This is a genomic window from Clostridium septicum, from assembly GCF_003606265.1.
Classification (GTDB): domain Bacteria; phylum Bacillota; class Clostridia; order Clostridiales; family Clostridiaceae; genus Clostridium; species Clostridium septicum.
Genome location: NZ_CP023671.1, coordinates 2,523,375 through 2,535,422, shown reverse-complemented (window position 1 = coordinate 2,535,422; position 12,048 = coordinate 2,523,375). Strand labels below are relative to the sequence as shown.

Below are 12,048 nucleotides of genomic sequence, written 5' to 3'. Positions count from 1 at the left end.
ATCTATCCTTTTCGTCTTTTATTGAAATTATCCCATTAAATAATCATTTAAATTTTCTCCAACTATATTTAAATGATTATTTTCTATGTATATATCTTCAATTATAGTTTCTAACATTTTCATCTCTTCTTTTATTTTATCTACTTGTACTAAAAATTTATTTCCTTCTACTTCTACTTCATGTTCTTTTGCTAGTTTAGATATAGCTTTCATTATTAAGCTAGTATTAGCTTTAAATATACCAAAACTAGATAGCTTTAAATCAAATACTTGAAGTATTAACTTTTCATCTTTTATTCCCTTTATTCCTACATCCCCTGTAACTTTTCCATTTAGTATACCATTTAATGTTCCTGAAAAATTTAAAGTATCATTAATTACTAGATTAGTAACCTGAAACCCCTTCTCTTTTCCTTTTAAGTTTACAATAGACCTTATATCTTCTGCATTTAGCTGAGTTATATTTATCATTTATCTCCAAACTCTCCTTTACATTATTGATATAATTATCCTTACTTAATAAAAGTATATTTATAGTATAACATTTTCCATTGCTTACCTTTAATATTATTTTGTAGTCACAGTAATTAGACATGTATTTTTCCTTTTTTTAAAAAAATAAGATGCGAAAGCTTATTCTTATTTATAAAATAAATAGGCTATGCTTTCACATCAAACTCTCTCTTTATTTTATACTAATCTTATAATAATACATAATTTTCTTCAATATCTTTTTTTATCCTTTCCATCTTCTCCATAACTTACATTGGAAAATTATATGTTTATTATTAGACTAAAATTCTAAAACATGTATAATCTTTAGTACAATACTTTTATAATATTGGAGGAAATTCTTATGAATAAAAGTAAAAAGCATTTAATATGGATACCAATTACTACTGCTATACTATCTCTTTTTGTTTTAGGGTATAGTACATTAAAGACTAAATCTAATATTACTAAACAATACTCAAATTTTTTATCAGACATAGATAACTCGAATATTTCAGAAGTTATTCTAAATAGAAATTCCAATATTACAATTTTCTTAAAAGATGGTACAAAATACTCTACTGATAATCCTAATAGTCCTACTTTAAAGGAAACGTTACTTGCAAATAATATTAAAGTTATAGATGAAAATTCTCCGTCACTTACTAAAACTCTTTCATCATTTATACTTGTAGTATCTACTGTTTCTCTTGTGTTTATGGTTATGAACAAATCTAGAAGAGTAGGAGCATCTATGACTAATTTAGATGTTAAAGACTTTAGCTCTAATAAAGATAATAATTTTGGCTTTCACTCTGTTGCCGGTAACGAAGAGGCTAAAGATAGCTTAATGGATATAATAGATTTTCTAAAGAATCCTGAAAAGTATAAAGAATATGGAGCCAGAATGCCTAAAGGCGTTATTCTTTATGGAGAACCAGGCACTGGAAAAACTCTTTTAGCTAAAGCTGTTGCTGGTGAGGCTAATGTTCCATTCTATGCATTAAGTGGTTCTGATTTTGTTCAAGTTTACGTAGGGGTTGGAGCTGCTAGAATAAGAAGTCTATTTAAAAAAGCAAAATCTCATGGTAAAGCAGTTGTTTTTATAGACGAAATAGATGCAATCGGTAAAGTAAGAGATGGTGGCAAAAATCCTGGTGGCAATGATGAACGTGATCAAACATTAAATGCCCTTTTAACTGAAATGTCGGGCTTTGGTGAAAAAGAAGGTATAATTGTTATTGCCGCTACAAATAGATTAGATATACTAGATCCTGCTCTTCTTAGACCAGGTAGATTTGATAGACATGTTGAAGTTTCTCTTCCTGATATTAAAGCTAGAGAAAAAATTATATCACTTTATTTAGAAAACAAGCCCCATGAAAACTTAGATATTCATGACATAGCAAAAAAAACCTCATATTTTTCAGGCGCTAAACTTGAAAATCTAATAAATGAAGCTGCTATTTTAGCTGCAAAAGAAGATTCTAAAGTAATAACTAAAACGCATATAAATAATGCATATTCAATAGTTTTAGCTGGATATGAAAAAAAAGAAAGAAATCATCTATTAAATGAAGATAAACTTTTAACTTCATACCATGAGGCTGGACATGCTCTAGTTTCTCTAATAAAAACACCTGAAGATATAGTTTCTAAAATAACAATAATACCAACAACTAAAGGTGCTGGCGGATACACATTAACTATTCCCAAAGATAGTTCTTATCAAAGACTTGACTATTTAAAAAATAGAATAATGGTTTTATTAGGTGGTAGAGCTGCTGAAGAATTAATATTCGGTTCCGATAAAATATCAACTGGAGCTCAAGATGATATCACACAAACTACTGAAATAGCCCTGTCTATGATTGCTGAATATGGAATGGGAGAAACTCTAGGATTACTTAAGTTATCTAGTCTTGGTTCATTATCTAATAGTTATGGACAACCCGTTGTTGATGAATGTAAGGCATTAATAAACTCCTTATATAAAGAAACCCTTGAGTTATTAAAGGATAATCATAGAACACTTAATAATTTAGCTAATACACTTCTTGAGGAAGAAACTTTAGAAGGAGATATAATACAAGAACTATTTAAATCTTGATAAATAAAAAGACCGTCTACTGAAATGATTTTAAAATCATTTCAGAGACGGCCACTTTTATCCTTCATATGGTATTATATAGGCATCTTCATAACCTTGTTTTTTAGCTTTTTTAACAGCTGCTTCTACATCATCGTAATTCTTAAAATGTCCTATACAAACTCTCCATGAAGATTTCCATGGTGTCTTTGGTTTTAACACTGGAAGATCAATTAAAACTTTATCTACCTTGGCTAAACAAGCCTTGGCTATCATGTACCCATATTTTTGTGAATCAAAACTTTTTTCTACTTCTTCATTAGATATAAATTCAGCATTCACTATAATAGTTGGCATATTTGTTAATTTTAAAATTTCGTCATTACTTTTCTTTATGCCTCTATCATTTGATTTCAAGTTAGATATCAATTCATCTCTTATTAGCTTTGCTAACTCTTCTCCAGTATATTCATTTTCAGATATTAATACTTCGCTTCCAGTAATAGATTTATTGACAAAAGAGTTCATATGAAGGCTAACAAAATAATCAGCATCCCACTTATTAGCAATTTCTGCTCTTGTATCTAAGTCTAATGAAATATCAGCCGCCCTAGTTAAAAGAACAGTTTCTCCATTTTTCTCTAGTAACCGTTTAGCTTCGTAGGCTGCTTCTAAAACTATATCTGACTCTCTTCTTTCATTTAATCCTATAGCTCCAGAATCATTCCCTCCATGGCCTGCATCGATTATCCATTTTGCCATGACTATGCCTCCTTATATTTATATATTAAATATATAAAATTATTAATTTCTACTTAATTTAATATATTAGAATTACTGTATGTTGGTTACAAATATATATCTTAATAAACAAAATATACAATCAAATATATCTAATTAATAAATTACAACAAAAAAGGGCTATCTCTAAATAGCCAATCATAAAGACATATCTTATACTTTATGAAAATCAAATGATATAATATAATAAAGCACCTAGTAAAAATATTTAATCTTACTAAATGCTCTTTATTTAAAGTATCTAAAAAATAGTTACTAAACTATAATTTTGATGCAGCTGACTTATTAAAATGTAGGAATTACAGCTCCATTATATTTTTCATTTATAAACTTCTTAACAGAATCACTAGTTAAAGCTTTTGTTAAAGCATTAATTTTCTCTAATTTTTCATTTCCCTTTTTCACAGCTAATATATTTCTATATATCCTTGCAGCTTCTGCATCCTTATCCTCTATTACCAAGGCATCTTTAGATGGATTTAATCCTGCTTCTATGGCATAATTTCCATTTATAATTGCAGCATCAACTTCTTCTAACACTCTTGGCATTTGTGCAGCCTCTAATTCTTTAAATTTAAAATTCTTTTTATTCTCTACAATATCTTTGGGAGTTATAAGTTCTCCATCCTTTAATTTTATTAAACCTTGTTTTTCTAGTAGTCTTAAAGCTCTAGCTTCATTAGATGGATCATTTGGAATTGCAATAGTTGCTTCATTTTTTAGGTCATTTAAATTTTTTATACTTTTTGAATATAAAGCTATTGGTTCTAAATGTATTTCCGCTGTATAAGCTAAATCTAATTTTTTACTATCATTTGTTTCATTCAAATAAGATATATGTTGAAAATAGTTTGCATCTAGTTCTCCTTCTGCTAAAGCAGTATTAGGTGTAACATAATCTGTAAACTCAACTATTTTTACCTCATACCCTTCTTTTTCCAATTCAGGTACTATATGCTCCACTATTTCTTTATGAGGAACTGGTGAAACACCAATTTTTATAACTTTATCCTCTGATGCTCCTTTATTTCCGCATCCTATTAACCCTATAGCTAGAACCCCTGCTAATAATACTGATACTATTGATTTTCTTTTCATAGTTTTATACCTCCTAATTTTTAAATTATTTATTTTATCTATGATAATTTTTTATATAAATAGTTTCCTAATGACTGCAACCCTTGTACTATAACTATAAGTACAATAACTGTAACTACCATTACATCTATTTTATATCTTTGATATCCATACCTTATAGCTACATCTCCAAGACCGCCTCCTCCAACAGCCCCAGCCATGGCTGAATAACCTATAATACTTATAATCGTTAATGTTAACCCTGATATTATTGATGGTATAGCTTCTTTAATCATCACTTTAAATATTATTTGTGTATCTGATGCTCCAAAAGATTTTGCCGCTTCTATAACACCACTATCCACTTCCTTCAATGATGACTCTATTACTCTTGCAACAAAAGGTGCTGCCGCAATAGTAAGTGGTGCAATTGCTGCTACTGTACCTATTGATTTTCCAACTATAAATCTAGTTATAGGAACTATTGATACCATTAGAATAATAAATGGAAAACTTCTTAAAATATTTATTATATAATCTAATGTTTTATATAATACTTTATTAGGTCTTAATCCTGTTGGCGATGTTAATATTAAAATAATTGCTGGAATAAACCCTAATATTAATGAAAATATTGTTGATAAAACTACCATTATTAAAGTTTCTAAAAATGCTGGAATTAAAATATCTATCATTATTTAAGCACCTCCAATATTATATTTCTATCTTGTAAATATCCTATTATTTTTTCCTTATCTTTTTCTTCAACATTTATAACTAAGCTTCCAAGTACATTATCTCTGAACTTTTCAAGTTTGCCCCAAACTATTGAAAAGTCAACACAGATTTCTCTAGACATTTTTGTTATAAGTGCATTTTCTGATGATGTACTTGGAAAGAATAATTTTATGTTAACCCCTGTATTTGGTAGTAGTTCATCATCATCGTCTCCTAAAAATTTTTTAAGAGATACTCCCGGTTTCAAGAAAAGTTTTTCTGCTTGTCCCTCTACTTTTAAAAAGCCCCCTTCTATTAATGCCACTTTCTCACAAACCTCTTTTACTACTTCCATTTGATGGGTAACAATAACAATTGTAATACCTAGTTCTTTATTAATTTGTAAAAGTAATGATAATATATCCTTTGTTGTTTTAGGATCAAGTGCTGATGTAGCTTCATCGCACAATAATACTTTAGGTTCTAACGCTAATGCTCTTGCTATAGCTACTCTTTGCTTTTGACCTCCACTTAACTCCCTTGGTTTACACTTAGCTTTCTCTTCTAATCCAACAAGTTTTAATAAATCTCTTACTTTTTTTTGTATATAGCTTTTATCATACCCCCAGACTTCTAACGGAATAGCTACATTATCAAAAACAGATTTTCTTTCTAAAAGATTAAAATTTTGAAATATCATTCCTAAATCTTTTCTAAATTGCCTAAGTTTATTATTATTTAGGCTTTTAACTTCCTTTCCCATAACTTTAACTGATCCACTATCGTAACTTTCTAATCCATTTATACATCTTAATAAAGTTGATTTACCTGCTCCACTATGTCCAATAAGTCCATAAATTTCTCCTTCTTTTATATTTAAAGAAATATCTTTTAAAACTTCTAAACTCCCAAATTTTTTATTTAAATTATTTATTTCTATCATTTATAATCCCCCTTTTTCAATTAAATAAAAAACGCACTAGAGAATAAATCTCTAGTGCGTAAAAGTCGCCCATTAATTCACTCTCATATTTCAGCTAAAAATTAGCTGCAGGAATTAGCACCACACTTCTAAACTTAGGTTTTATAAAATAAACATATCTAGAATAAATCTAAACTTTCTATTTTCTACCCTTTTAAAAGTAGGTTGCTGGGCTTCACAGGGCCAGTCCCTCCACCGCTCTTTATAAGAAAAATCTTATTTAATTTTATTGTTTATATTAATATATTATTAATTTATAATTTTGTCAACATTTTTCTGAAATTTTTATAAATTCATTTCATAACAAAAGAACTCTCCGACTTTTCCTTCTAAATTGATAGTTCCTTTATATTTAAACCCTGACTTTATATATAGCTTTTGGGCATTAATATTTTTGCTAAATGTATCTAATCTTATTGATTCAAACCCATGATTTTTTGCTTTATCTATAACGCTCTTTAATAAAAGGCTACCATAACCCTCTCCCATATAATTTCTTGATACAAATAATCTATGTATTACAAGTGGAGTTTTATTACTATTCCATTCTATTTTTTTATAATTTATGTCTTCATCACAATTTAAAACTACAGCCCCTAAAATTTCATTATTAATTTCTAAGATAAATAACTCTTTTTTCTCTATATCATTTTTTATAACTTCTTCATTAGGATAATCTTTTGTCCAGTTTAATCCTTCAGGTTTATTATTAATTATTTCTTTTAAAATATTGCTTACTTTAAACAAATCATCTTTGTTTGCTAATCTAAAACTTTCCATTCTATCCTCCATAATTATTTTTATATCTATTCTAACATAAAAGGTATCTCTTCTAAGAAATACCTTTTAAATTTAATTATTTATTCAATTTTTTATTAAATCATTAAAATCATAACTATTTATTAAAATACTTTTTTATATTTTTCATAAAGCATAACTTCATTTTCATTACTATTTGTTAAAAATCCTATATATTTACTTTAAGAATCTCTGGAGTCATATTAAAATTCTCAAATAAATTTACCTTTATATCTAGATTTTTAGGATTTAATATTACTTTAGTATGCATTTTTTCTACATGTGAATCATTTACTTTTCTATTTAAATTATTTTCTTCTGATGCAAAGTTCACAACTATGTTTTTCCCTTTAATTGAATTCTTCTTTATCTTGCCATATATTTTTTTTACTATTTCTTCGCAACCTTCTTTATCCATATTTCCAGATATATTTACATTTAAATTTTGTTCATCTAAATAAACTCCTCTTACATAGTAAGGAGTATCAACTAAACAATGTAAATCTCTTCTAGTAATATCTTCTATATTTTTCTTTCCCCAATTAAAACACATAAACACTAATATAAATATCATTACAATTGAAAATAATATACTTTTCTTATTAATATTTTCCATTATGAAATCCCCTTAAATCATAAATAATTTATTTATGATTATAGCCACTTAAATACAAAATATACCCTTTAATATATATCCTCAAAAGTATCTATATTTATTATCTCTGCATCTGTATTGCACTCTATAAAATTTATTATATTTTCTAGTGTAGAATGAACTTTAGCACTACTGCCACAAATAGCTGAAATTCCTATTACAATAATCTGATGTATATCCTGATCCTCGACTTCTGCAACTGAAATATTGAATTTATTTTTTAATCTTTCCGTTATTCTTCTAACTACCATCCTCTTTTCCTTTAAAGAATGAACCCAACTAGCTCTTAATTTTACTTTCATTAATAACACTTTCATATGAAGCTCTCTTTCCCTTAAAATATAACTTTACTTATATTTCATACTACAATAAGATTTTTTCATTAATTTATAGGATACTAATAATGTTAATAGTTCAGCAAAAGTTACTGTTAACCATATACCATTAATATCAAAAAATATTGGTAATACTATTATTCCTATTGTAATAAAAACAATTCCTCTAAGTAAAGAAATTATTATAGATGTTCTTGCATCTTCTAAAGCAGTAAAATATGTAGATGATAATATATTAATTCCACTAATTAAGAAACAAGTTGAATATATTTTACATGCCCATACAGTAATTTCTATTAACTTTGCATCCCCATCAATAAATAACTTTATTAAATTTTCTCCTGCGAAAAATAAAGTTGCTGTACATACTATTCCAAGAAAACTCATAACTAGTAATGATATTTTCGTAACTTCTCTTATTCTATTTCCTTCTTTAGCCCCATAATTATAGCTTATTATAGGTGATATCCCTGTAGATATACCTAAATATACGGCTACAATTAATGATGCTATATACTGAATTATAGAAAATGCTGAAACACCCATTTCCCCTAATCTTCCCATTAAAACAATATTAAATAAGTATGTAGAAAAGGCAAAAGCAAATTCCGATAAAGCTTCGGAAGATCCATTATAAAAAAACCTAAATATTTTCTTATAATCTATATTGCATTTCACCAATTTAAGAACTGAGTCTTTATTAAAATATCCTAATAAACCAAATATAAATGCAAATGTAAAAGCTATTCCTGAAGCTAAAGCTGCTCCAAAAACTCCCATTCCTAATTTTACTACCATAATATAGTCAAGTATTATATTTAAAACAGAACCAACTATATTACACATCATTGAATAATTAGGTTTTCCAATTGTTCTAAGTCCAGTTGCCAAATATCCTGAACATGTAAATATAGGCATAAATATTGCTAATACTACTAAATACTCCCCTACTGGCTTTATTAAGTCTCCTTTGGCTCCTAGAAACATTGCTATATTTTCTGTAAATAATAATGTTATTATAGATGCCATGATAGAAACCACTAAAAGTGAGTAAAAGGCTAAACTAAAGGTCTGTCTTGCTTTTTCTTTATCTCCTTCTCCCAGCTCTATACTTGTTATAGTGTTTCCTCCAACTGATACCATTAAACTTATAGCAAGGGCAGTGCTAAAAAATGGCATTGCTATATTTATAGCTGCAAGCCCACTTGAACCAACAGCTCTTCCAACAAATATTCCATCAATTACAATGTAAATTGAAAATATAAGAGTTCCTATAACACTTGGAATTGAATACTTCAAAAACAATTTCCATATATTATCCTTCCCTAAATCCAAAATTCTGCTCAAATAATCACTTCCTTTCAAGTAAGATAATAAACCTTTGAGTTACTCTAATGTCAACACTCTTTTATAGGAACCCAAACTTCATAATAATCAATAGGCTTTTCATCTATATGTTCAAAAGCTATTGCTCTTGCAATAATATCTCCATTAATTGTAAAGCTATTTTCTTTTAAGTACTTTTTTAATTCCATTAAATCTATTTCTTTTATATCATCTGATGACCTTATAACAGTATGAATACATTTACTTTTTTCGAAAATATTTGTTTTACCTATGTAGAATTCATTTTCAAACTTTTCTATTCTAGCGCTAACAGTATAAAAGATATTATTATCTACTATTTTTTTAATATCACATATGTTTTTTATTATAACAGTATAAACTATCTCACTTAAACCATTGATACTTCTAAATTCATCCATTACTGTTGACATGGTACTATCTATTTCTTCTCCAATTTCTTTATATATAAATTTTGGACTTTCAATTACTTCAAATTTATTATTGTAATTATAGGCTTGAATAAAAGCCTTTTCTAAGCTATTTATAGTACTTTTTATCCCTTGAAGTTCTTTTATCTTTTTCTCTACTACTCTCTTTTGGTTTCCTATTAGCTTTATCATACTTTCTAGCGAGTTATTACTAAGAATATTCTTTATTTCATTTAGTGGAACATCTAAATCTTTTAATACTAAAACATAAGTTAATAAAACTATATTATCCATAGTGTAATATCTATATCCATTTTTCCCACTCTTTTTAGGTGTAACTATGCCAATTTGATCATAATATCTTAAAGTATCTTTACTTATATTTAAAAATTTTGAAACTTCTCCTACCATGTATTTATTTTTCATAGAATCAACCTCCAATCTAAATTTAATTATAATATAAAAAAACTGCATTATGCTAAATTTAGCAAAATGCAGATTAAAAATCAAAAATTCTTATAATTCTTTTATTCTATATAATTTTTATTAACTTAATTATTCTCTACCATACCTTTTTGTTAATTCAAGTATCTTCTGTGATAACTCATCAGTTAACTCATATTTTCTTATCCTCCACTTCCAATTACCTCCTAAAGTAGATGGGAAATTCATTCTTGCTTCATTTCCTAGACTTAAAAAATCTTGCATTGTAGCTATTGCTAAATTTCCAACACTACTAAAGATCCCCCTTATAAATCCAAAAGCTATTCCCTCTTTGTAATTCAAAGCTAAATATTTATTAGCAAATTCTACTTCTTCTTCCGTGGCAGTTTCATTATACCATCCACAAATTGTATCATTATCGTGAGTACCTGTATAAACTACACAATTTTTTTCATAATTATGAGGTAAGTAAACATCGCCTCCTCCAAAAGCGAATTGTAACACCTTCATTCCTGGAAAGCCTGTCTGATTTCTAAATTTTACAACCTCATCTGTAAGTAACCCTAAATCCTCAGCTATAATGTTTACTTCACCTAATTCTCTTTTAATAGTATGAAACAACTTAATTCCAGGTCCTTTAACCCATCTTCCATTTATGGCGGTTTTTTCTCCATATGGAACTTCCCAATAAGATTCAAAACCTCTAAAATGATCTATTCTTACAACATCATATATTTTAAAACTATCCTCTATTCGTTTTATCCACCATTTATACCCGTCTTGCTCCATTAACTCCCAATTATAAATTGGATTTCCCCAAAGTTGGCCAGTTTCTGAAAATAGGTCTGGAGGGCATCCAGCAACTTTTGTTGGAATCATATTTTTATCCACTTTAAAGTATTTAGGATTACTCCAAATATCTGCACTATCTACTGCAACATATATTGGAATATCACCAATTATCTTTATACCTGAATCATTTGCATATTTCTTTAATGAATTCCATTGTTTAAAAAATATATACTGTATAAATTCCCAATATTTAATATCATCCTTCAATTCCTTTTTATATTTTTCTATGGATTCATCTTTTCTTAATCTAATATTTTCATCCCAATTTTGCCAACTAATCAAGTTAAAATGTTCCTTAACTGCCATATATAATGTATAATTCTCTAACCAATACTTATTAGAATTTCTAAACTCATTTATTTTTTCTGATATTAAATTATAATTTTTATAAGCCTTCTTAAGTACCTTGGTTTTATTTATAAATAAAGTTCCATAATCTATGCAATTATTATCTTTACCAAAATATTCATTTTTATAATCTTCTTCTTTTAACAAGCCATCTTCCTTTAAAAGATCAAAATCTATAAAATAGGGATTCCCCGCAAAGGCTGAAACGCACTGATAAGGTGAATCACCATATCCCGTTTGACCTAACGGTAGTATTTGCCAATATCTTTGTCCACTTTTTTTTAAAAAATCTACGAACTTATATGCTTCTACCCCTAATGTTCCAATTCCATAATCTCCTGGTAAAGATGAAATATGCATTAAAATCCCACTACTTCTTTTCATATTTGCCCCCACCTTATAAAAAAATTTATTGTCTTTTTAATATAATATTAAAGCTTTAAATATGTTCATTTTTATATTAATAAATACTTTACTTACATTTAAACTAATTTTCTATTATTAGTAATTTAATATTGATCTAACATATTAATTATTCTTTTAACATATACTTTAAAACTATTTTAATCTCTTATTTAAACATAATCATCTTTTATGATAAATATACATGCTTTTTTAAAATCTAATATATAATTTTCATACTAAAAACACCTAAGTTAATAATTAACTTAGGTGTTTTAACA

General features: G+C 27.4%; 12 protein-coding genes and 1 riboswitch. Of the genes, 1 reads left to right on the top strand and 11 read right to left on the bottom strand.

The window, feature by feature from the left end; genetic code table 11:
• Positions 1 to 27: 27 nt before the first annotated feature.
• Positions 28 to 471, bottom strand: a complete 444-nt coding sequence (locus CP523_RS11650; protein ID WP_066673365.1) for a hypothetical protein — start codon at positions 469 to 471, stop codon at positions 28 to 30.
• A 385-nt stretch (positions 472 to 856) separates the two neighbouring features.
• Here CP523_RS11650 and CP523_RS11645 point away from each other — a divergent pair, with 385 nt between their 5' ends.
• Positions 857 to 2,602, top strand: coding sequence for an ATP-dependent metallopeptidase FtsH/Yme1/Tma family protein (locus CP523_RS11645; RefSeq protein WP_120140878.1), 1,746 nt, complete (start codon positions 857 to 859; stop codon positions 2,600 to 2,602).
• A 57-nt stretch (positions 2,603 to 2,659) separates the two neighbouring features.
• Here CP523_RS11645 and CP523_RS11640 read toward each other — a convergent pair whose 3' ends face one another.
• The 10 genes from CP523_RS11640 to malQ form a co-directional block, all read right to left on the bottom strand.
• The gene (locus CP523_RS11640; RefSeq protein WP_066673361.1) at positions 2,660 to 3,343 is read right to left on the bottom strand and encodes an N-acetylmuramoyl-L-alanine amidase; all 684 of its coding nucleotides are present in this window, start codon (positions 3,341 to 3,343) and stop codon (positions 2,660 to 2,662) included.
• A gap of 324 nt (positions 3,344 to 3,667) precedes the next feature.
• Positions 3,668 to 4,480 (bottom strand): MetQ/NlpA family ABC transporter substrate-binding protein, encoded by an 813-nt coding sequence (locus CP523_RS11635; protein ID WP_066673359.1) that lies wholly within the window; start codon positions 4,478 to 4,480, stop codon positions 3,668 to 3,670.
• Between the two features lie 38 nt (positions 4,481 to 4,518).
• On the bottom strand, positions 4,519 to 5,154 hold the full coding sequence (locus CP523_RS11630) for a methionine ABC transporter permease (protein WP_120140877.1): 636 nt from the start codon (positions 5,152 to 5,154) through the stop codon (positions 4,519 to 4,521).
• Positions 5,154 to 6,119, bottom strand: a complete 966-nt coding sequence (locus tag CP523_RS11625; RefSeq protein ID WP_120140876.1) for a methionine ABC transporter ATP-binding protein — start codon at positions 6,117 to 6,119, stop codon at positions 5,154 to 5,156. The genes CP523_RS11630 and CP523_RS11625 overlap by 1 nt, the downstream gene beginning before the upstream one ends.
• 80 nt (positions 6,120 to 6,199) lie before the next feature.
• Positions 6,200 to 6,369, bottom strand: a riboswitch (SAM riboswitch).
• Positions 6,370 to 6,443: 74 nt separating this feature from the next.
• On the bottom strand, positions 6,444 to 6,938 hold the full coding sequence (locus CP523_RS11620) for a GNAT family N-acetyltransferase (protein ID WP_162925982.1): 495 nt from the start codon (positions 6,936 to 6,938) through the stop codon (positions 6,444 to 6,446).
• A gap of 187 nt (positions 6,939 to 7,125) precedes the next feature.
• On the bottom strand, positions 7,126 to 7,572 hold the full coding sequence (locus CP523_RS11615) for a hypothetical protein (RefSeq protein ID WP_066673352.1): 447 nt from the start codon (positions 7,570 to 7,572) through the stop codon (positions 7,126 to 7,128).
• Positions 7,573 to 7,640: 68 nt separating this feature from the next.
• A complete protein-coding gene (locus tag CP523_RS11610) occupies positions 7,641 to 7,928 on the bottom strand; it encodes a DUF503 domain-containing protein (RefSeq protein ID WP_066673350.1) in 288 nt (95 codons plus the stop codon).
• A 30-nt stretch (positions 7,929 to 7,958) separates the two neighbouring features.
• Positions 7,959 to 9,293: an MATE family efflux transporter gene (locus tag CP523_RS11605; RefSeq protein WP_164907516.1), complete on the bottom strand. Its 1,335-nt coding sequence runs from the start codon at positions 9,291 to 9,293 to the stop codon at positions 7,959 to 7,961.
• A 50-nt stretch (positions 9,294 to 9,343) separates the two neighbouring features.
• A complete protein-coding gene (locus tag CP523_RS11600) occupies positions 9,344 to 10,147 on the bottom strand; it encodes a MerR family transcriptional regulator (protein ID WP_066673347.1) in 804 nt (267 codons plus the stop codon).
• Positions 10,148 to 10,276: 129 nt separating this feature from the next.
• Positions 10,277 to 11,761: a 4-alpha-glucanotransferase gene (gene malQ, locus CP523_RS11595; protein WP_265586014.1), complete on the bottom strand. Its 1,485-nt coding sequence runs from the start codon at positions 11,759 to 11,761 to the stop codon at positions 10,277 to 10,279.
• Positions 11,762 to 12,048: the final 287 nt, after the last annotated feature.

What these genes read in the sequence shown, in the direction of transcription:
- CP523_RS11650 (WP_066673365.1), bottom strand. Translation starts at nt 471, where the DNA reads ATGATAAATATAACTCAGCTAAATGCAGAAGATATAAGGTCTATTGTA.
- CP523_RS11645 (WP_120140878.1), top strand. Translation starts at nt 857, where the DNA reads ATGAATAAAAGTAAAAAGCATTTAATATGGATACCAATTACTACTGCT.
- CP523_RS11640 (WP_066673361.1), bottom strand. Translation starts at nt 3,343, where the DNA reads ATGGCAAAATGGATAATCGATGCAGGCCATGGAGGGAATGATTCTGGA.
- CP523_RS11635 (WP_066673359.1), bottom strand. Translation starts at nt 4,480, where the DNA reads ATGAAAAGAAAATCAATAGTATCAGTATTATTAGCAGGGGTTCTAGCT.
- CP523_RS11630 (WP_120140877.1), bottom strand. Translation starts at nt 5,154, where the DNA reads ATGATAGATATTTTAATTCCAGCATTTTTAGAAACTTTAATAATGGTA.
- CP523_RS11625 (WP_120140876.1), bottom strand. Translation starts at nt 6,119, where the DNA reads ATGATAGAAATAAATAATTTAAATAAAAAATTTGGGAGTTTAGAAGTT.
- CP523_RS11620 (WP_162925982.1), bottom strand. Translation starts at nt 6,938, where the DNA reads ATGGAAAGTTTTAGATTAGCAAACAAAGATGATTTGTTTAAAGTAAGC.
- CP523_RS11615 (WP_066673352.1), bottom strand. Translation starts at nt 7,572, where the DNA reads ATGGAAAATATTAATAAGAAAAGTATATTATTTTCAATTGTAATGATA.
- CP523_RS11610 (WP_066673350.1), bottom strand. Translation starts at nt 7,928, where the DNA reads ATGAAAGTGTTATTAATGAAAGTAAAATTAAGAGCTAGTTGGGTTCAT.
- CP523_RS11600 (WP_066673347.1), bottom strand. Translation starts at nt 10,147, where the DNA reads ATGAAAAATAAATACATGGTAGGAGAAGTTTCAAAATTTTTAAATATA.